16 protein-coding genes and 1 pseudogene are annotated in these 19835 nt (G+C 66.8%); 4 read left to right on the forward strand and 13 right to left on the reverse strand.

The window, feature by feature from the left end; all coding sequences use genetic code 11:
• Window positions 1–14 precede the first annotated feature (14 nt).
• Complete coding sequence (locus DFR69_RS33130; RefSeq protein ID WP_244198584.1) at window positions 15–1586, reverse strand: aldehyde dehydrogenase family protein; 1572 nt, start codon at window positions 1584–1586, stop codon at window positions 15–17.
• Window positions 1587–1840: 254 nt separating this feature from the next.
• On the opposite strand from DFR69_RS33130, the gene DFR69_RS33135 reads away from it, so the two are divergent.
• Complete coding sequence (locus DFR69_RS33135) at window positions 1841–3271, forward strand: aldehyde dehydrogenase (protein WP_110041647.1); 1431 nt, start codon at window positions 1841–1843, stop codon at window positions 3269–3271.
• A gap of 52 nt (window positions 3272–3323) precedes the next feature.
• Here DFR69_RS33135 and DFR69_RS33140 read toward each other — a convergent pair whose 3' ends face one another.
• Complete coding sequence (locus DFR69_RS33140; RefSeq protein WP_110041648.1) at window positions 3324–4673, reverse strand: MFS transporter; 1350 nt, start codon at window positions 4671–4673, stop codon at window positions 3324–3326.
• Window positions 4674–5110: 437 nt separating this feature from the next.
• On the opposite strand from DFR69_RS33140, the gene DFR69_RS33145 reads away from it, so the two are divergent.
• Entirely contained in the window at window positions 5111–6307 is a 1197-nt protein-coding gene (locus DFR69_RS33145; protein ID WP_110041649.1) for a CaiB/BaiF CoA transferase family protein, read from the forward strand.
• A 175-nt stretch (window positions 6308–6482) separates the two neighbouring features.
• Here DFR69_RS33145 and DFR69_RS33150 read toward each other — a convergent pair whose 3' ends face one another.
• The 5 genes from DFR69_RS33150 to DFR69_RS33170 all read right to left on the reverse strand — a co-directional run bounded on the left by DFR69_RS33150 (window position 6483) and on the right by DFR69_RS33170 (window position 11441).
• Window positions 6483–7661 carry a lactonase family protein gene (locus DFR69_RS33150; protein ID WP_146229486.1) on the reverse strand — a complete coding sequence of 393 codons (1179 nt, stop codon included), beginning with the start codon at window positions 7659–7661 and terminating at the stop codon, window positions 6483–6485.
• Window positions 7662–7814: 153 nt separating this feature from the next.
• The gene (locus DFR69_RS33155) at window positions 7815–8750 is read right to left on the reverse strand and encodes an alpha/beta hydrolase (RefSeq protein ID WP_110041651.1); all 936 of its coding nucleotides are present in this window, start codon (window positions 8748–8750) and stop codon (window positions 7815–7817) included.
• A gap of 163 nt (window positions 8751–8913) precedes the next feature.
• Window positions 8914–9255: a DUF4286 family protein gene (locus DFR69_RS33160; RefSeq protein WP_110041652.1), complete on the reverse strand. Its 342-nt coding sequence runs from the start codon at window positions 9253–9255 to the stop codon at window positions 8914–8916.
• A gap of 176 nt (window positions 9256–9431) precedes the next feature.
• Window positions 9432–10322, reverse strand: a complete 891-nt coding sequence (locus DFR69_RS33165; protein ID WP_110041653.1) for an HpcH/HpaI aldolase/citrate lyase family protein — start codon at window positions 10320–10322, stop codon at window positions 9432–9434.
• 33 nt (window positions 10323–10355) lie between these two features.
• Window positions 10356–11441: an NAD(P)H-dependent flavin oxidoreductase gene (locus DFR69_RS33170; RefSeq protein ID WP_110041654.1), complete on the reverse strand. Its 1086-nt coding sequence runs from the start codon at window positions 11439–11441 to the stop codon at window positions 10356–10358.
• A 183-nt stretch (window positions 11442–11624) separates the two neighbouring features.
• Here DFR69_RS33170 and DFR69_RS33175 point away from each other — a divergent pair, with 183 nt between their 5' ends.
• A complete protein-coding gene (locus tag DFR69_RS33175) occupies window positions 11625–12254 on the forward strand; it encodes a TetR/AcrR family transcriptional regulator (RefSeq protein WP_167456497.1) in 630 nt (209 codons plus the stop codon).
• 106 nt (window positions 12255–12360) lie between these two features.
• Here DFR69_RS33175 and DFR69_RS33180 read toward each other — a convergent pair whose 3' ends face one another.
• The 6 genes from DFR69_RS33180 to DFR69_RS33205 all read right to left on the reverse strand — a co-directional run bounded on the left by DFR69_RS33180 (window position 12361) and on the right by DFR69_RS33205 (window position 19125).
• On the reverse strand, window positions 12361–13119 hold the full coding sequence (locus tag DFR69_RS33180) for an SDR family NAD(P)-dependent oxidoreductase (protein ID WP_110041656.1): 759 nt from the start codon (window positions 13117–13119) through the stop codon (window positions 12361–12363).
• Window positions 13120–13155: 36 nt separating this feature from the next.
• A complete protein-coding gene (locus DFR69_RS33185; RefSeq protein WP_110041657.1) occupies window positions 13156–14622 on the reverse strand; it encodes an aldehyde dehydrogenase in 1467 nt (488 codons plus the stop codon).
• 306 nt (window positions 14623–14928) lie between these two features.
• Complete coding sequence (locus tag DFR69_RS33190) at window positions 14929–15348, reverse strand: ester cyclase (protein ID WP_110041658.1); 420 nt, start codon at window positions 15346–15348, stop codon at window positions 14929–14931.
• A gap of 146 nt (window positions 15349–15494) precedes the next feature.
• Window positions 15495–16652, reverse strand: a complete 1158-nt coding sequence (locus DFR69_RS33195; RefSeq protein ID WP_110041659.1) for a lactonase family protein — start codon at window positions 16650–16652, stop codon at window positions 15495–15497.
• 287 nt (window positions 16653–16939) lie between these two features.
• The gene (locus DFR69_RS33200) at window positions 16940–18049 is read right to left on the reverse strand and encodes a lactonase family protein (protein WP_110041660.1); all 1110 of its coding nucleotides are present in this window, start codon (window positions 18047–18049) and stop codon (window positions 16940–16942) included.
• A 290-nt stretch (window positions 18050–18339) separates the two neighbouring features.
• A complete protein-coding gene (locus DFR69_RS33205) occupies window positions 18340–19125 on the reverse strand; it encodes an N-acyl homoserine lactonase family protein (RefSeq protein WP_110041661.1) in 786 nt (261 codons plus the stop codon).
• 223 nt (window positions 19126–19348) lie between these two features.
• Between DFR69_RS33205 and DFR69_RS35455 the strand changes: the two are divergent.
• A pseudogene (locus DFR69_RS35455) lies at window positions 19349–19709 on the forward strand (IS3-like element ISAar24 family transposase); the annotation flags it as partial.
• Window positions 19710–19835: the final 126 nt, after the last annotated feature.

Here is a 19835-nt window from a genome sequence, read left to right on the forward strand (position 1 = left end):
CCGGCGCGGCGTGCTCACAGCGGCCACTGGACGTGTTTGACCTCGAAGAACTCACGGTAGCCGTCCTCGCCGCACTCCCGGCCGACACCGGAGTACCCGGGACCGCCCCATGGAGCGTCGAAACGGCGGCCGCCACCGCCATTGATGGTCACGGTGCCCGAGCGAATACGCCGAGACACGGCAATCGCTTCGGGTACCGCGCCCCAGATGTTGGCGTTGAGCGCGTATTTGGAGGTGTTGGCGATTCGTACCGCGTCGTCGATGTCGCGATAGGGGATCACCACGCCGACCGGGGCGAACAGTTCCTCCTGCGCGATCTCGAAGTCGTTGTCCGCGTTGGTGATCAGCGTCGGCTCGAGGAAGTAGCCACGGTCGAGTCCGGCCGGGCGGCCGCCACCGGTAGCCAGTTTCGCCCCGGCGTCCACGGCACGGGCGAGATAGGCCTCCACGCTGGCGCGGTGCGCGTCGGTGATGAGCGGCCCGACCACGGTCGCCGGGTCACTGGCGTCACCGACGGTCAGGCCACGCATATAGGCAGCCGACTTCGCCACGAATTCCTCGACGAGATCCACCGGTACCAGCGATCGGGTCGTCGCCCCGCACGCCTGACCGGCGTTGAGGCAGAAACGCAGCGCCGACGGGGCGATCGTCACGTCGACGTTCGCGCCGGGCAGCAGGATGTTCGGCGACTTGCCGCCGAGTTCGAGCACCACCTTCTTCAAGGTCGGCGCGGCCAGCACCATGATCTTGCTGCCGACTGCGGCCGACCCGGTGAAGCTCACCATGTCGACTTCCGGTGCGCCGGCGACCTGTTCGGTCACCGCGGGCGAGCCGAACACCAGATTCACCGCCCCCGGCGGGAATCCGGCTTCCTCCATCAGTTCGACGACAGCGATCGTGCACAACAATCCCTTGGGTGAAGGCACGAGCACGGTGGAGGAGCCCGATGCCAGCGCGGGGCCGAGTTTCCAGGCGCACAGCATGATCGGGTAGTTGTAGGCCGTGACCGCCGCGACGACCCCGAGTGGTTCTCGCAGCAGCATGCTGCTCGTTGTCACCGGCTGATGGTGCAGTGGCAGCGGCTGCTCGAGCCCGTCGGACGGACCGCGCACAGCGGCATCGGCAAACCAATGCAGAAAGCCCACCGGACCCATGACCTGCTGGTCGGCGGTGCTGATCGCGGTTCCGACCTCGGCGGCAATCAGTGCGGTCAGCCGGTCACGATCGCGTTCGATCAGGTCGGCGAGCCGGTGCAGTAGCGCCCCGCGTTCGGCGCGCGTGAGGCGGCTCCACGCACCACCGTCGAACGCGCGGCGGGCAGCGGACAGGGCCGCGGCGACCTGGCCGGTATCGGCGGCAGCAGTGACCGCGAGGACCTCGCCGGTCGAGGGATTGACAGACGTGATGCTCTCGGCGCGACCACCGTGCCAGACACCGTCGATATAGCAGGCCGATTCTCGGGCAAGCACGCCCAGGCTCGTCCCTGCCGTCGCGCGTTCCCGGGCCGCGCCTGCCCTCAGTTGGGGTTCGGGCACGTCGTTCTCGAACCGGATGTCTTCTCTGCCATAGCAACGGACAGCCTTCACAGCTCATGCTCCTTGGTGGGTGCTACGCATCCCTGACCGGCTGACCTGGAAGGTTCCGTGGGATGTGACCCGTAGAAATGGAATTCGCCTCGGTGATACGCCGGATGGATGCCTGCGGTTCGCGTCACAGTCACGACACCCTGTACTGTGGATCACACTTAAAACATTATGCATACTTTGCATGTGCTGGTCCACGAGCGAAGACTATCTACCTGCCCGTCCGTCACGCTGCGGCTGGGCACCAGGAGGCAGCCATGACCACCCGTTACGACTCCCACTTCCTCGACGGCCGACTGTGCCCAGCGCATGCCAGCGAAAGCCTGGATGTGATCGACCCGGCCACCGAAGAGACCTTCGGCTCCGTCGTCGACGGCGACGCGGCCGATGTCGATGCCGCGGTCCGATCGGCGACGTCCGCGGGCGCGGCCTGGGCGGCCACCGATCCCGCCGAACGCGCGGAACTGCTGCGAGCTCTCGCCGACGGGTTCGACAAGCGCGCCGAGGAAATCTCCCAGCTGGTCACCCGGCAGAACGGCAGCCCGATTTCCATCGCGCGCGCGATGCAGTCCCAGGTCCCGCTGAATTACCGGTACTTCGCCGGCCTGGCCGAGACCACCCCGCGCGAATCCATGATCACCACAGCCACCGGTGACGCGATCGTGCGGCGCGAACCGGTCGGCGTCGTCGCCGCGATCACGCCGTGGAACGGCCCGCAGCCACTCATCGCCTGGAAGATCGGGCCCGCGCTGGCCGCCGGTTGCACGGCGGTGGTCAAACCGTCTCCGGAGACCTCCCTCGACGCCTTCCTGCTGGCCGAGATCGCCACGGAGGTAGGCATTCCCGCGGGCGTACTCAACATCGTCACCGGCGGACGCGGCACCGGGGCCGCACTGGTCGAACACCCCCTGGTCCGTAAGGTCGCCTTCACCGGGTCCACGGCGGCGGGCAAGGCAATCGCGACGGCGTGCGCGCTGAGTCTCAAACGCGTCACCCTCGAGCTCGGCGGGAAGTCCGCGGCGATCCTGCTCGACGACGCGGATCTGACGGCGTTCGCGCCGTTCGTCGCGTCGGCGTGCACGCCGAACACCGGACAGACCTGTCGCGCGCTCACCCGGGTCCTGGCGCCGCGGGCGCGCTACGAGGAAACCATCGAGGCCATCGTGGCCGCCGTCCGCGCGCTGCCGCTGGGTGATCCCACCGATCCCACCACGTTCTACGGTCCGTTGGTGACCGCGCAGCAGCGCGACCGGGTGGAGTCCTACCTGGCGCTCGGCAAACAGGAAGGGGCACGAGTCGTCCTCGGTGGTGGCCGCCCGGCCGGGTTCGAGCGCGGCTACTACGTCGAGCCCACCGTCTTCGCCGATGTCACCAACGACATGCGCATCGCCCGTGAGGAGATCTTCGGTCCGGTGATCTCAGTACTGCCCTACGACACCGTCGACGACGCCGTGTCCGTCGCCAATGACTCCGACTACGGTCTGGGCGGCGGAGTCTTCTCGCCGGACCGGGAGCGTGCCACCGACATCGCCCGCCGCATCGAGACCGGTACCGTCGGCGTGAACACCGCGTCGTTCCCGATGGAGGCACCATTCGGCGGGATCAAGAACAGCGGAATCGGCCGCGAACTGGGCTCGGGCAGCCTGGACGCCTACACCGAACTCAAGACGATCTTCCGGGCGGGCTGAGAACACACGGCAACGGGGAGCCGCCCGCGCGGCCCCCCGTTGCCGTCCCGGGTCAGCCGTGCACCGGCACAACGGTTTCCGTGCGCGGCTCGCCACCACTCGCCGCGGCACCGCGTGCGAGCGGCACCAGCGCGGCGGCCACCGTCCCGAGCACCGCGACCGTGGCGAAGGCGTAGAAGTTCCACTGGTAGCCCAGCGCCGACCCCGCGATCCACCCCCCCTCGAGCGGCCCGAGCACCGCGCCGACGCGTCCGAGGCCGACGACCACACCGACGGCCGGCGCGCGCAACGTTCCCTCGAATGCCGCGCCGACATAGCCCATGATCAGGATCTGGGTCCCGAGGGCGCCCGCGCCAGCGAGCGCCACCATCACGTACAGCGCCCCTGGTGGCATCCGCACGCTCAGCAGTGCGATCGAGCCCGCCGCCAGCAGGAACGAAGCGGTCGTCACCCGCTTGGGGCCGAACCGGTCGGCAGGCGACGAGGTGATCGCCACGCCACCCATGGCGCCCGCGTTGAGAACCAACAGGAACACCAGCGAACTGCCCAGCGAGTAACCTGCGTTTTTCATGATGTGCGGCAACCAGGAATTCGTGCCGTAGGACATGAGCAGCCCGCAGAACGAGGCAAGGGTGAGCAGCGCGACAGCGGGCAGCCGCTGCGGGCGCAGCAATTCGCGCAGCGAAGCCGAGGAGCGCTCCGGCCCGGGGGTGAGAATCGCGGGGTCGAGCCCGAATTCACGCACCCGGGCGGTCGCTTCCTCGATCCGGCCCTGGGCGACGAGGTAGGACGGCAGTTCCGGGAGCAGCTTCCAGGCGAGCGGGAACACGGTGATCAGCACGACCAGCGAGACGGCGTACATCCATCGGAAGCTCACCTCCGGGAGCAGGGCGATGCCCAGCAGGGCGGACAGGATGCCGCCCACACAGTATCCGCAGGCCGCCAGCGCATTGTTGAACTGACGGCGCGTGGCCGGCGAGTACTCCATGATCAGCGCCACCGACACCGGTACGAAACCACCGAGCCCGAGCCCACCGAGAAACCGGAGCAGGCCGAAGACCTCCGGCGTTGGGGCGAGGGCGCAGGCACCCATCACGGTGGCGAACCAGAACAGCGAGCCGAGATAGACCCGACGGGCTCCGAACCGGGCGGCCAGCGCACCTGAGGACACGGCACCGACGAGCATGCCCATCAGGGTGTAACTGCCGATCACGCCGACCTGGTTCGCGGTCAGCGACCACGGCTCGTAATCCAGCAGCGACGGCACGGTGGCGCCGTACACGACCAGGTCGTAGCCGTCGCAGACCAGCGCCGCGAAGCACAGCGCGACAAGAACTTTCACACTGCGGCGCGCGGGTGCCGCTCCGGTGACGGTGTCCCCCGCCGCCCGGTACGCGAGCATCTGTTTCTGGATTCCTCATCAGATCTCCCATCGTCGAGATGGCTGCCGGTGGGCGCGCCGCCACCACGATTGGACGGAAGGCATACAGTTCAATATATTATTCTAAGAGAATATGGAGAGATTCAGATCACATTAGAGCGGCGGTCACATGCAGAACATCGAAGGAATGTCGACTGAGCGCCCAGTATGCACGTGATTCAGACACTCCGCAGAGCCCACACTGCCACCACTGACGGCAGATCATGGATGATATACAGTGCTTAGCAGTCGGTGTCCGTCATCACCGACCGCCCGGGCACCGCACTGGGCCCTCGTATCTCCCAGCGCGGTGCCCTACTCCCCAACCGGTGACTCCACCGGCCGCCTGATCGCCGCAACATTCGACGCGGACGAGAATCCGATGTTCATATCCGCCGATCCGAGGAGACTCTGGACGCATGAGCACAGCATCGCTCCCGCTCGACGGGATCACCGTAGTCGCAGTCGAGCAGGCCGTCGCAGCCCCGCTGGCCACCCGCCAGCTCACCGACCTCGGTGCCCGGGTGATTAAGATCGAACGGATCGGCGAGGGCGATTTCGCGCGCAACTACGACACGGCGGTCCTGGGCCAAGCCTCCCATTTCGTCTGGATCAATCGCGGCAAACAGTCACTCGCCCTCGATCTGAAGGACGAGCGCGGACTCGCCGTGGCGCGTGAGCTGATCGCCCGCGCCGACGTCTTCGTGCACAACACCGCGCCCGGCGCGCTGCCCCGGCTCGGCCTGGACCCACATGCACTGCACCGCAGATATCCGCGGCTGGTACTCGGGTGCATCAGCGGGTATGGGACCGCCGGTCCGCTCCGTGACCGCAAGGCCTACGACATGCTCATCCAAGCCGAATCGGGATTGGTCTCGGTGACCGGCACGCCGGAGGTCGCTACGAAAACCGGTGTCCCCAGCGCGGATATCGCCGCTGGGCTCTATACTGCGCAAGGCGTGCTGGCGGCGCTGTTCCGCCGCGAACGTACCGGGCGCGGGGCACTGATCGATGTCTCGATGTTCGATGCCACGGCCGAATGGCTCGGCCACCCGCTCTACATGCAGCTCTACGCGGGCACCCAGGTACCGCGACTTGGGCTCGGGCACGCCGCCATCGCCCCCTACGACAGCTACCCGACCGCCGACGGCGACATCCTCATCGGCATCCAGAACGATCGGGGCTGGCGCGCGCTGGTCACCTCGGTGTTCGGTCTGCCAGAGCTCGCGGACCACCCAGACTTCGCAACCAATACAGCCAGAGTCGCCCACCGGAAGGCCTGCGACGCGACTGTTGCCGCGCAGACCCGCCGCTTCCTCACCGCAGACCTCGATCGACGTCTGGCCGAGGCGGGAGTGCCCGCCGCCCGCGTCAACGATCTCGCCGGCCTCGCCGCCCACCCGCAGTTGAGCGAGCGCGATCGGTGGCGCCGGATCGACACGCCCGCCGGGCCGATCCGCGCACTCCTACCGCCCGCTACCTTCACCGATGTCGAGGCGGCGATGGGCCCGATTCCCCAGCTCGGGGCCCACACGCGCGAGCTGCTGACCGAGATCGGCTACGCATCGAAAACGGTGGACGCGCTGATCGCCGCCGGGGTGGCCGCCGAGGCCTGATCGCCTGGCTCGTCACCGATGTCGTTGTGTGTCTACCGGCGGCCAATCGTGATCCGTGGTTCGGATCGCTCGCCTGTCCGATTCGGACATCGGCTAGAAGGGGCGCTGCCTGATCCACCCGAAACGCCAGCGCCTGAACGGATTCCGATTGGGCACTGGTGTCCTCGGATTCAGGTCAACGGCGGGGTACCAGGGTCATCGTGCGACCGTCGGCGACGGTCGTTCCGGTGTAGATCGTCACCGACTCGTCCAGGTCGAGCACACCGTCAGGTCCGATCGAGAACCGGCGCAAGATCTCTTCGCCGCCTCGTGCGGGGTCGGTGCCCAGGGCCCACAGGGTCTTGCCGCTCGGCGACATCACCGAGGACTCCGCGAACGTGCCGAATTTGTCGGGCGCAAAGTCCACATTCGGCAGCGCGGTCAGCGATCCGTCAGCCTCGACCCGGTACGAACTGATGAAGCTCGACCCCATGTTCGGCACGTACATGTAGCGACCGTCCGGGGTCACACTCGGGACGTGTGGCAACAGCCCGGTGGGGTACGGGGAACCTGCCATCTCGGTCAGGGTCCCGTCGGGCGCCCGGTGGAAAGCTGACAGATCGGCAGTCAGCTCGTTGACCAGGTAGACCGCCCGACCGTCCGGCGTGGACGTCGGAAAGATCGGATTCAGCCCGGTGCCCATGCGCTGGCGGGCATCGGACAGGGTCCCGTCGGCGTGAATGTCGAAGTGCAGGAGCTGACGAGGGAACAGCGAGGTCACGAACAGGCTCGTACCATCCGGCGCCACCGAAACCGTCGACACACCGTCCATCGCCTCACCGAAGGGCTTCACCGGGCCGTTCAAGGAGGGCACGCCATCGGCGCCGACATGCAGCGGTACCACCTTCGCGTTCGTCAGCCCGACCACCACGTAGGCGTCGCGGCCGTTGGGGGCGAAGGCGATATCGATGGGGATGTCGGGCAGTGCCAGCGACGCACCCGGGGTCAGCTCGCCGTGCGGGCCGATGGCATAGGTGAGCAGCCGCTGTTCGGTGGTCGGCGCGACGAAAAGGAACCGGCCGTCCGGAGTGGCCGCCTGAGGCCAGTTCGGGACGCCGGACTCGGCACGGCCCGGGACCGGCACCGGCTGACCGGTGTCACTCGCGCTGTAACCGACAATGCCGTTGCTGAGGAAGCCGTGCGCGTAGATGAAGTACCCGGTGTCGTCGGCTACCGCGGGTGTGGCCACCGCGAAACCGGGCAGGACGGCCGCGGCGACCGTAATCGCCCAGCCGGCTCGCCTGCGGGCACTGCGGCCGCAGGACAGCGGAAAGGGTGTCACCGCGTCACCTGTCGTCGTTGAATCAGATGCCATGATCAGGACCGTACGTCCGGTGATCGCTGTCGAACTGTCCAAGATCAGGACACTGCGAACCGAATAGGTAACGGCGCGACGAGCGCTACCTCCGACCGCGGGGTTTGCGGGCTGGGCGGTACGGGTGGGACCGGTCGAGGTGTAGCTCGCCGATCAGCCGAGGTGCTTGCGATAGAACGGCACCAGGTTCGCCAGTGCTTCACCCGTCGGGCCCGGCTGGTCGTAGAGGTCGTAGTGCGAGGCACCCTCGACCACCACGAGCTGCTTGTCCTTCGACGCTGCCCGACCGAACAGCTCCATGCTCAACCGCTGCGAACCGAAAGCGCCCGGCTTGTCACCGATCACGACACACAGCGGCTGGGTCAGGAACACCTCGACACGGTCGTAGGCATCCCAATCGGCCAGCGCGGCCTGCCGGGCGAAGTTGAAGCTGGTCTTGCCGCCCGCGGCCTGACCACGATCGGTCTTGTAGTAGTCGGTGGCCTCGAGAACATCGATATCGGTGACACCGGCCTGCTTCGCCGCCTCCACCGACGGTGGCAGCAGATCGTTGATCACCTGAGCCTGACCGCGCGCCTCCGCGGTGCGCTGGGCGGCGATGGCCTCAAGCATGCCCATCGCGTTGTACTCCGAGAAACCCTCCCGCATCAACCGGCCCACATTGCTGCCAACGACGGTGCCGAGCGCCTTGATCCGGCGGTCGATCTTGGTAGCCGCCACGGCGTAACCCGCGCCACCACAGATCGCGAGCACACCGATCTTGTCCGCGTCGACGTACGGCAGGGTCACCACGTGATCGATCACAAAGCTGAAATCGCTGGTCCGGAAACCCGGGTCCTCGACCGAACACGGATCCCCACCACTGTCACCCTGGAAGCTCGCGTCGAACGCCGCCACCACGAATCCCGCCTCGGCCAGCGCCTTACCGTAGATATTGCCCGAGGTCTGCGCCTTGCAACTGCCGGTCGGATGCGCGGAAATGATGATGGGATACGCCTTCGACTCGTCGAACCCCGGCGGGAAGTAGATATCGGTCGCGATATCCCAGGCCCAGCCCTTGACCCGCACAGTCGTGATGTTGTCTGCCATGACCTGCTCTCCCACTCTCTAGCTATTCACTGGCTACGACACACATTTACGGTCGTTCCAGCAGGAAAAGAAGGGACGAACAGTGCCTGGGAAGGATCTTTCCCAGGAATCGGGCCGAGCACGCGGGGTGGCCGACCCGTCAGCAACAATCGACCGGTGGCGGCTACACCGAGGAGAGGCGTTCGGTGATCGCCTCGTAGATCAGCCCGAGTCGTTCGGGCGCCAGCGCCGAACTCATGACCATGTCCGCGGTGTCGTAACGACGCGCGAGTTCGTCGAGAACCGCGGGCAGGTCATCGGTTTCGATCTCGTAGAGCGCGAAGTAGCGCCACGGGTGCGGCCCGGCAGCCCGTTGCCCGTCGCTACTGAGTTCGAAGCGTTGCGCGGATACGAATCCGGGAATACGCAAGACATCACGCACGTGGGTGTTGGTGTACCACTCGTTGAATTCGTCCTCGCGACCCTCGACGGGATTGGTGAGGACGGCATATTGGTAACGGGTCATTGTGCTCCTGTCACTGTGGCGTCAGTTCGTAACCGGCAGACATACTCGGGGCCAGGCCGTAGGCGCGGCGGCCCCGTCACCGAATGGCTGAGCGGTCGGGTGATCGCGCCGACGCAAACCGCCCCAGCCGCGAGGGTTTCGCGGGCAGGGCGGTTGTGTTTGGCCGATCCGACCGGTCAGGCGACCCGGACCGATTCCGCGAGCGCAATCAGCGCGCGAGCGGTCTTCACATGCGCGATATCGACGTGCTGGCCCTCGAAATCGACCGCGGCACTGCCGCCTGCCTGCGCTTCCTCGAAGGCGGCGATCAGCCGCCGGGCCTCGTCGACGGCCTCGTTCGAAGGCGCGAAGACCTCGTTGGCGACCGCGACGTGCAGCGGATGTATGGCGACCAGGCCGCGGTAGCCGAGGCGTCGATTGTCTTCACAGAACCGACGGCAACCATCGATGTTCCGGATGTCCTGCCACACACCGACCATCGGATGGTCCAGGCCGTTGGAGCGGGCCGCCAGCACGATCCGGCTGCGCATGTACAGCGTCTCCAACCCCTCCTCGGTGAACTCGATCCCGAGCTCACGACCGGCGTCGGCGTTCGGTCCGGTCGCACCCAGCAGTGAGGCCACGCGCGGACTCGCCGCCGCGATGGCCTCGCAGTCAGCCATCGACTGAGCGGTCTCGAAGCACACGAACAGCTGGACTGCCCCGTCCGGGATGCCGCGGAGGCGCTCGATGTGGCTGAGGACCGCGTCGAGACGGACGATGTCGCGGGCATAGTAGATCTTGGCCAGGAACAGCCCGGTCAGGCCGGGCCGCACCACGGCCTCGAGGTCGCCGGACAGCAGACCGGTCTCGTCCGGGTTGGCGCGCACCCACAGGTCAGGGCGCGCCCCCTCGGCCGCAAGCCGGTCGATGGTCGCCGCGACGACATCACGCGCCGCGACCTTGTCCGCGGGCGGGACCGAGTCCTCGAGGTCGAGGATGAGGGCGTCGGCGCCCGAGGCGATGCCCTTGTCCGCCCAGGCCGCCTTGTGGCCTGGGACGAAGAGCATGGAACGGTAGGGCTTCATTCTCAGTGATCTCCAGTTTCCGTCGTTGTCCGGTCAGCTGCCGTAGCGGATTCGCCCCTTGGCGGCGTCGAGGGCGGCCGCGGTCTCCGCGACCAAGCGCTCGAGCACCTCGGCCGCGGGTGCGACATCTCGGATCAGGCCCGAGCCCTGGCCGGCGGGCAGAGCCTGCTGGTCCTTGAGATCGGCAGCGGCAGCGGCGAAGCGGGCCGGACTGATCGCCACGCGCTGATGCGGGTAGGGCAGCAACTGGGACTCGCGGCCCTTCCATACGTCGGTGAAGCGATTCTGCAACTGGCGCACGTACAGGCCGTCGAAGATCAACGAGCGGATCGTGGTGTCGTGATCGGCTTCGACGATCGACTGCTTGTAGTTCGGGCCGACGCTCGACTCCACGGTGTTGATGAACCGTGTACCGATCCACGCACCCTGCGCGCCCTGGGTGAGCACGGCGGCGATCTGGTCGCCGGTCACGATGCCGCCCGCCGCGACGACGGGGACCGTGGCGAAGTCGAGGACTTCTTGGAGCAGGGTGATCAGACCGACGTCACCGGTGTGGCCGCCGCCCTCGGTGCCCTGCACCACGACGATGTCGGTGCCGTTGGCGATCGCCCGCTTGGCATGCGAGGCCCGGCCCACCATAGAGATGGTCTTCGCACCCCAGCTGTGCGCCTGCTCGACCGCCCATTCCGGGGTGCCGAGCGCGCACGCGATGACCTCGACGCCGTACTCACGGCAGATCTCCATCTTGCGCTTGGCGTCCTCGATGCCCATCGCCTTGTCGTCGACCGGCCTCGGATCCACGCCGAGCGCGCGCATCTCGGCTTCCAGTTCCTTGATCGGATCCGGCACCTCGTCGGCGGGAACCGGCTCCGGGTTCTGTGGCGCCCGCGGCGGGAAACCGATGTCGACGCACAGCGGCTTGTCGGTGACACTGCGGACGAATTTGATCTCCTCCTCGACCCGCTCGGGCGAGGGCGAGATGGCCGCGATGGTCCCGAGCCCACCGGCCTTCGAGACGGCAGCGGCCAGCGGGCCGAAGGCGACGCCACCCATGCCCGCCTGCAGGATCGGGTACTCGATGTTCAGCAGATCGCACAGGTCGGTCTTCAGTATGGCCACGATGTTCTCCTCGGATGGTTGTCCACGCGCGTCGCCCGGACCTATTTTCTAACGGAACCTTAGATTATATTATCCATGATCACAAGTGCGCCTTGTGGCGCCGGCGCCCGGGGAACCTGCCGGATGCCAGAATCAGAATCGGCGGCTTCGGCGGCCGACCCCGAGCATCGAGGAGCGAGCGATATGACGGCGACCGAGCACGACAGCGCCGAGGGAGCGCCCATGTCGAAGTCGGCGGCCACCCGCGCCCGCATCATCGCCGCCGCGGGCAAAGTGCTCGCCGAGGCCGGCTACCAGCACACTCGGCTATCCACGATTGCCGCCGAGGCCGGTATGCAGACCGGCAGCCTGTACTACTACTTCGACTCCAAGGAAGAATTGGTCGAGGAAGTACTCGACGGCGGCGTCCGGACCGCGCACGAGCGAGTCCGCGCCGCCGTGGCGCACCGGCCGGAAGCCACGGCCGGCGAACGCCTGTCGGCCGCGTTGCGGGCGTTCATCGCCGTCCGGCTCGAGATCGGCGCCGTCTCCACCGCGCATATCCGCAACTACCGCGAACTGCCGCCGGACATGCGCGAACGGCTCCGGCCGGAGCTCGAGGCCTTCTCCGCGCTGTGGGACGAGGTCGTCGGAGACGCGGTGGCATCCGGCGAGATCCGCGACGACATCGACCCGCGCACCCTGCACTTGTTCGCGGTGCACACCTCCGAGCAGATCGCCAAATGGCCGCACTCGGCCAAGTCCACCGGCGATACCGTCGACGTCATGTTCCGACTGATGCTCAACGGACTTGCCGGACCGCCCGGCGGCTGAGCCCGGTCCCGGATGCCGAATCGCTCCGGGCCCCAAGCGGCCCAGGAAGCCACACCGATGGTGGCGGGACACCCCAGGGGCGTCCCGCCATCGTCGGCAGACACACTCACATGGCGGTGTAGCCGCCGTCGATCACGAACTCCTGACCGGTGATGTAGGAGGCCTCGTCGCTGGCCAGGAACAGCACCAGGTTCGCGACCTCTTCCGGCTGCCCGACACGGCCGAGCGGGATGCCGGCGAGCAGCGCGGGCAGCACGTCGGGATCCGACACCAGGTAGTCGCTCTGCGGGGTGTGGATGATGCCGGGATGCACCGAGTTGACCCGGATCCCTTCCTTGGCCAGGTCAACGCCCGCATTCTTGGCGAGCAGGCGGCTCGCGCCCTTGGATGCCGAGTACGACGGGTGCAGATTCGGCCAGATGATCAGACCCGCGATCGAGGACAACACGACGATCGAGCCACCACCGCGCGCACGCAGGTGCGGCAGCACAGCCTGGATGCCGTGGAAGTGCGCGTACACATTGATGTCGATAGCCTTCTTGAAATCGTCAAGTGACGCCTCGTCCCACGTGCACGGCGCCCCGGGCAGACCGGCGTTGCTGATCAGGATGTCGAGGCCGCCGAATTCTTCGACGGTCCGCGCGGTCGCCGCCTGCCACTGCTCCGGATCGGTGACATCGAGCCCGACCGCCACCGCAGATCCGCCCGCGGCCTTGATCTCGTCCGCGACTTCGGCGGCCGCGTCGACCCGCAGGTCCGAGACCACGACCGACGCGCCTTCCGCGGCGAATCGGCGCGCGTCCGCGGCGCCCATACCGGAGGCGGCGCCGGTGATGAGGGCGACTTTATCCTTCAACCTGTCCATGATTCTTCCCTGTCCGTTGAGTCGGTGTCTGTCGGGTCAACCGAGCTTCTCCGCCAGCGCGGCAGAGATCCCGAACGCTTTGAATTCGATGTATTCGTCGAAACCTTCCGGGCCTGCCTCACGGCCGATTCCGCTCGCTTTGAAACCGCCGATGGGCGTGCCGAAGCCCGCACTGCGGCCGTTCACCTCGACGGTGCCGGTGCGGATCCGGCGGGCCACCGCGAGCGCGTGTTCTTCGTCGGCCGAGAACACCGATCCATTCAGCCCGTAGTCCGAGTCGTTGGCGATGGCCACCGCATCGTCCTCGTCCTGTGCGGTGAGGACGGAGAGGACCGGCCCGAAAATCTCCTCCCGAGCGATCGCCATCGCTGGTTCGACGTCGGTGAAGACTGTCGTCTCGACGAACCAGCCGTGGTCGAGGTGTGTAGGACGACCACCCCCGACGACCAGCTTCGCGCCCTCCGCCAGGCCCGAGGCGATGTAGCCCTCCACACGGTCGCGCTGCCGGGCAGTGGCCAAGGGGCCGATGGCGGTCTCGGGATCGGCCGGATCCCCCACCGGCATCGCGGCCGCCATCGCCTCGAGCCGGTCGAGCAGCTCACCACGACGCCGGGGCGAGACCACGATGCGGGTCTTGTTGTTGCACGCCTGGCCGTTGTAGCGCAGCGACAGCGCACGCACCGAGGCGATCACGACGTCGAGGTCGGCGTCGTCGAGCACGATCGCCGCGGACTTCCCGCCGAGCTCGAGACCGACCCGGCGCAGGTCGGCGCCACACAATTCGGCAATGCGGCGACCGGCCGCGGTCGAACCGGTGAACGACACCTTGTCCACACCAGGATGTTTGACCAGGTACTCACTGGGCTCCCGATCCGCAGGCACGATATTGACCACCCCGGCCGGAATCCCGGCTTCGATGATCGCCTCGGCCAGCACGTAGGAGTCGAGCGGCGCCTCCGGCGGCGGCTTGAGCACCACCGTGCAGCCCGCGATGAGCGCGGGCGCGATCTTCAGGACGGACAGCACGAACGGCGAATTCCACGGAACGATGGCAGCGACGACGCCGACCGGCTCTCTGGTCACCAGCGCGTTGATCACCGGCCCCGGTCGGACCTGGGACCAGGGATGGGTCGGCGCGTGCTCGAGGAACATGTCCAACAGAGCCGTGGCGCCCGGCGCCTGCATCGCCCGCGACTGGGTGATGACGCACCCCATCTCCGCGGTCACCAATTCGGCGATGGTGTCGTGCCGCTTCACCACCGCGTCTCGCAGCCGGCGCACGACGGCGATGCGCTCGTCGAGCGAGATGCGCGGCCACGGCCCGGCGTCGAAGGCCCGGCGGGCCGCGCCGACAGCGCGGTCGATATCGGCGATCGAACCGGCGGGCACCTGGGCCAGCGGCTGCTCGGTGTACGGCGAGATCACCGTGATCAGCTCCGACGTCGCCGGTTCGGTCCACGCACCGTCGATGTACAGCCGGCGATACTCGCCTTGCGGGGTCATTCCATCCCTCGTTCCTCGTGCTTCGCGGATCACCACCGGGCTCGGAGTGATCCATCCCACGACCAGATTCTAAATAAATGTTAGAAAATATATCAAGTACAAAGTGTTGGGCTGTTCGTCGTCTGTGCCCAGAGCGGCGTCCGACCCCGCTCCTACCAGCACCGCCGTCGCCGTGAACAGTCGACCGCCCGGTGGACATGTCCGAACTCGTGAACTTTCCCGCCCGGAGTCCCTTCGTATTCGGTGAGTCAGCACCCGGCGAACCCCTGCACGCACGGAGCCGGGGTTCGCCGGGTGTACGTGCGATCAGGCTTCGGGCATCAGGCCCAACTGGGTCAGGAAGGTGACGTTGTCCCAGTAGCCCCGATGCTCGACGACCTTGCCGTCGCGCAAGGTGAAGGTATCGATCAGCGGGAAGGTCAGCGTGTTCCCCGACGGCGGTACCTCGCCCTGCGGGGTCGCCAGCGGGCCGGTGTGAACACCGTGGAATACGAGTTCGGCGATGACGGTGTCCCCGTCGACCCAGACGTTGCGACGTTCGATCTTCATGCCAGGGAAAGCGGTGACGAAGGCGGTGATCATGCCGCGCAGTCCATCGATGCCTTCGAGGGGGCCGGACGGGAACACCGATACGACATCGTCGCCGAACGGGCTCGCGGCCAGATCGATATCTCCCTTCTCCAAACCCTGGTAATGCGTTTCGACGAGATCACGCAGATCGCTCATGGGCGATAGCCTTTCGCTCGATCACGCCGGATAATCCAGCGCGACAGATGAATTCGGATACTGTGAGGCGGTCGACCCGCCCGAGATCATGATGCGCGGGAATTCGGCGCGCGAATGTCCGGTATTCGGACACTCGCGCCCATGAACTAGTTCGTCTTCACCATCACCGGGCCGTCGGCGAAGATCGCGCCGGTGTCGACCGAAGGCAAGGAAGAGGGCGTGAGACTGCCGTCGGCGGCGACGTCGTAGATGAGTACCTTGCTGGTGATGCCCGTCGTCAGGGTCTCTGTCGCGTAGAGGTGCTTCTGGTCGTCGCCGAGCAGGACCCAGCCGGGCCCGCTTCCCAGCGGAGTGCTGTACGGCGAGTTCGGCAGCGGTGTCAGCGCACCGTCGGCACCGATCGAGAAACCGTTGATCTTGCCGGCGAACACCGACGGGATGTAGACCCGCCGACCGTCGGCGCTGACCTCGGCATTGTGCGGCAGGGCGGGCACCGCGTACGGCGAACCCGGTGTCGGGGTCAGCGAGCCATCCGCCCCGATCGAGTATCCGTTGACCGCGTTGCCCTGCTCTTGACTGATGTAGACGAACCGGCCATCAGGGGTATAGCCAGGATTGACCGGCATGGTGCCAGCGGCCAGGGGTGCGCCCAGGGAGGTGAGCCCGCCGTCGGCACCGATCGCGAAGCTCGCCACCTTCCCGTCCACCGGCCCGACGAAGCGCAGGAATCGGCCGCCGGGATCGACGGTCACCATGGACAGGACGCCGAAGTCCAACCCCGGCACGGCCAGCGAACCCACTTCCGTGAGTGCGCCCGACGCAGAGATCGCGTAGGTGCCGATCCGCCCGGGCAGCCCGCCGAACGCCGCGTAGAGGCGCTTTCCGTCGGGCGAGACGACCGAGGTGATCGGAATGCCGTCGGTGGCGACCTCGGCGCCCGGCAACTGGTGGAGTGCACCGTTGTCGTCGATACGGTATCCGGTGATTTTCCGGGTACCTGCCTGCGTCGCGTAGACGATGCGCCCCTGCGGTGCCATCGCCAGCGAGAACAGCCCGATGTCGACACCGAATGGCGAACCGGACACCGCGGTCAGCGATCCGTCCCTGTTCATACGCAGCACCGACACAGTCCCACTCGCAGTACCACCGACCAGCATGAATTGGGGCGTCGCCGCAGGTGCCGCTGTGGCGGGCGCGGCGGCCGTCCAGCTGACCGAGCTGAGCAGCACGGTGGCCAGCGCGATCGCCGCGCGGCGCCTATAACGAGTGTGGAAACCGGACCGGCGGACCATGGATGTCGTCATCGACCTTGCCTTTCATTGCGGAGCAACGAGCTCCCTATCCCCTCCGCACCGCAACCGCCACGACTTCTCCGTGGGCGGCGTTCAATTGTCTGGCCGTGCGAAGTCAGATCGACCGTACGGACCGTTCGGCCCGCGAAATGTTCAGGAATACGGACACTCTCCCCTCGGGCGAAAGTGGCGGATTAATAAGAGCAGCACGCAATTTCGCAGATCGTGCCGATCGATCCCGGCACCTGTATCCTGGGACACGGCGCATTTCGGCACCGCGCATGGATTCCTCGGCGGAACTATCGCCCGGGAACCAGTACCGAGGCCGCCGAGAAGACCTTGCCGGTGTTCACCGGCGTCGCAAGATTCGCGGTCAGCGCACCGTCGTCCCCGATCCGGTAGGACCGCAACGCGGCCATCCCTCCGGTCGACCCACCGGCGAGATCCACGGCGTACAAGGTCCGCCCGTCCGCGGAGACGAGCACCTGGCCAGGCAGCGAACCGAGCGCCCCGCCCGGATATGGGGAGCCGGCGAGTTCCCGCAGCGAACCGTCGGGGCGCACTTCGTAGCCGGTCACATCGTTGGTCAAGGCATTGGGTGTGTACAGAAGCCGGCCGTCGGGACTGAGCCCGATGCCGTGCGGCACCAGTCCAGAAGCGGGAAACGGTGACCCCACAACCGGATTCAATCGGCCGGTGACGGGATCGATTCCGAGCACCGCCACGCCTCCTGCGTGCTCGCACGCGGCAAACAGGAACCGGCCGTCCGGCGACACGGTCGGGCTGACCGGTCCCCCACCGACGCCGACTCTTTCCCGTGCCGGCGACAACGTACTGTCCGCGTGCAGGTCGAACATCGTCACGGTTCCAGCCAGATAGTCCGTGACATAGACGTGCCGGTTGTCGGGTGACACGGCCGCCATCGGTACCGGCCCGCTCGACGCCAGCGAACCCACGAACACCGGCGATCCCTGCGGAGCGGGAACCCCCTCGGAAGACACCGAATATCCTTGTACAGAAGCATTTCCACCACCGTCGGGACCGCTGACCACGACGAGATGGCGGCCGTCGGGTGAGACGTTCATTCCCAGGGGCGCCTGCGGAACCACGACCGGCGAGCCCGGCACAGGGTCCAGCCCGCCGTCGGAGGCGATCGCGTAGACGAAGATCGCCGGGGTCGGTACCACCGCGAGCGCGTAGAGGAATCGTCCATCAGCCGTCGCTTTGACCGACAGCGCCCCGAACCCCGTCGTCTCCGTCGCCCCCATATTGGGCCGCGGCGCCGCACCGGGTACCAGGTCGTATCCCAGCAGCTGATCGGACACGGCTGTCGTCACGTAGAGGTGATCCACCCGGGCTGCGGCTGGTTCTGCCGTCACCGGCCCGGCGAACACCGACTGCACGATCATCAGCGCAGCCGCTCCCCCGGACACGGCAGCGGCTGCGGCAAATCGCCGACGGCCGCCCGGTGCCTGAAAGCTCGACAGATGCCCTCGCGAACAGCGGTTTCTCACAGCATGTCTCCATTCTTCACTGGGAACAGCACCGAGGCCGTGCTCCGAGCAATCAAGCTAGTGAGAACAGTGACCCGGAAAATGTCCAACAATCGGACACCTCCGAGAAGGTGATGTTGGTGGTGGCCCGACCAAACCAGCAAGGCCCCGGTCCGCCGTTGTGAACCACGACCCGCTCCATGTCCTCAGTGCAGGTATCCCGCCGGAGTCTTGAACGACTCCCAGTCGCCGGGATCGTGCATCACCCAGATGTCCGCGCCTTCGGCGGCCGCGACCTGGCGGATTCGTTCGATCGACGCGATCGCCGTCGTGGTGTCCAGGTCCACCGGGCAAGGCACCCGCTGATCGATGTTGGCTCGGACGTGAACCGCATCGGCGGTCAGCAATATCTTTCGGTGCGGCAGCCGGACCAGCAGACTCAGCTGGCCATGGGTGTGTCCCGGCGTGCGCAAGATCCGAATGCTGCCGTCGCCGAACAGATCCAGGTCGGATCCGATCGGATTCCAGTCCCATCCGCGGGTTCGGTCGATGTCCTCGTGCCGGAAGAATCCGGCGCAGAAGTCGTCCGGCCAGAACGCGTAGCGCAGATCCTCGGTCGACATGTAGAACTTGGCCTGCGGGAACAACCCCATCCCACCGGTGTGATCGAAGTGGCTGTGCGACACGATCACGTGGGTCACATCCGCGAGCCGGTGACCGGTTTTGGCGAACTGTCTCTCCAGCAGATTCTCCGGCGGGCAGGTCAGTTCGAAGACATCGACCAACGGCCCGTACACCGCCCGCGGATCATCCCACGCCTCCGGAGCTACCCCCGTATCGAACACGATCAGCCCCTTCGGGTGCTCGATCACGTAGACCGGGATCGGCACGGTGATATCGCCCTGGCCGCCAAGGACGATGAGGTTCAGCGGCAAGGTGAAGTAGGCGCCGTCGAGCGCCCACAATTTGTTCGCCACGGTGTCTGCCGACATGGCGGTGCTCCCTTGGTTGTAGTCAGTACTTCGGACGAGCTGCCGAGCTCGCGGCACAGGCTAGGTGCCACACCCGTCGCGTGACTGTCCGGATACCGGACACCTCGCCACACGACCACACCAGCTGTCATCCGCCGCTACCTCGCGACGCCGGTGACCTGCCCCACCGGTTGGGTTCCAACTCCGGTTGCTAACTGACAGCCCTACCGAAAGGCTGTCCCGCGTGCCACGCGCTTACCCCACCGAGTTCCGGACCCGAGCGATCGCTCTGGTCCGGGCAGATAAACCCGCCAAACAGCCCGCGATCGAGCTCGGCATCCATCAGGTCACGGTGTCGAAATATTTGCGCCAGGACGACATCGACAACGGACTACGTCCAGGCAAACCCTCGGCGGAGTCGGCAGAATTGCGTGCTGCTCGCCGCCGAATCCGCGAGCTGGAAACCGAGCTGGCGATCATCCGTCACGCCGCGAGTTCCTCGGGGAGGACGCTGCCGGCCCAAAAGCCGGTTCTCCCCGATCATCGACCACCTCGTCGCCGCCGGAGCACCGGTAGACCGATGCTGCCGAGTACTTGGGGTGGCCCTGACGATTCATGGAGTCGCTTTCGGCTCCGCCCGCGACCAGGAGATGGCCGAGGTCATCGCCGCGCTCCTGCCCGAGGTGATCCCGGCCGTCGCTCGGGGGCAGATCCGACCGGTGATCGACAGC

The organism is Nocardia neocaledoniensis, assembly GCF_003182135.1.
In the GTDB taxonomy this organism is placed as follows: Bacteria; Actinomycetota; Actinomycetes; order Mycobacteriales; family Mycobacteriaceae; genus Nocardia; species Nocardia neocaledoniensis.

Bases quoted from the DNA above. Each gene is read 5' to 3' on its own strand.
- DFR69_RS33135 (WP_110041647.1), top strand. From the start codon at position 1,841: ATGACCACCCGTTACGACTCCCACTTCCTCGACGGCCGACTGTGCCCA.
- DFR69_RS33140 (WP_110041648.1), bottom strand. From the start codon at position 4,673: ATGCTCGCGTACCGGGCGGCGGGGGACACCGTCACCGGAGCGGCACCC.
- DFR69_RS33145 (WP_110041649.1), top strand. From the start codon at position 5,111: ATGAGCACAGCATCGCTCCCGCTCGACGGGATCACCGTAGTCGCAGTC.
- DFR69_RS33150 (WP_146229486.1), bottom strand. From the start codon at position 7,661: ATGGCATCTGATTCAACGACGACAGGTGACGCGGTGACACCCTTTCCG.
- DFR69_RS33155 (WP_110041651.1), bottom strand. From the start codon at position 8,750: ATGGCAGACAACATCACGACTGTGCGGGTCAAGGGCTGGGCCTGGGAT.
- DFR69_RS33160 (WP_110041652.1), bottom strand. From the start codon at position 9,255: ATGACCCGTTACCAATATGCCGTCCTCACCAATCCCGTCGAGGGTCGC.
- DFR69_RS33165 (WP_110041653.1), bottom strand. From the start codon at position 10,322: ATGAAGCCCTACCGTTCCATGCTCTTCGTCCCAGGCCACAAGGCGGCC.
- DFR69_RS33175 (WP_167456497.1), top strand. From the start codon at position 11,625: ATGACGGCGACCGAGCACGACAGCGCCGAGGGAGCGCCCATGTCGAAG.
- DFR69_RS33180 (WP_110041656.1), bottom strand. From the start codon at position 13,119: ATGGACAGGTTGAAGGATAAAGTCGCCCTCATCACCGGCGCCGCCTCC.
- DFR69_RS33185 (WP_110041657.1), bottom strand. From the start codon at position 14,622: ATGACCCCGCAAGGCGAGTATCGCCGGCTGTACATCGACGGTGCGTGG.
- DFR69_RS33190 (WP_110041658.1), bottom strand. From the start codon at position 15,348: ATGAGCGATCTGCGTGATCTCGTCGAAACGCATTACCAGGGTTTGGAG.
- DFR69_RS33195 (WP_110041659.1), bottom strand. From the start codon at position 16,652: ATGACGACATCCATGGTCCGCCGGTCCGGTTTCCACACTCGTTATAGG.
- DFR69_RS33200 (WP_110041660.1), bottom strand. From the start codon at position 18,049: ATGATCGTGCAGTCGGTGTTCGCCGGGCCGGTGACGGCAGAACCAGCC.
- DFR69_RS33205 (WP_110041661.1), bottom strand. From the start codon at position 19,125: ATGTCGGCAGACACCGTGGCGAACAAATTGTGGGCGCTCGACGGCGCC.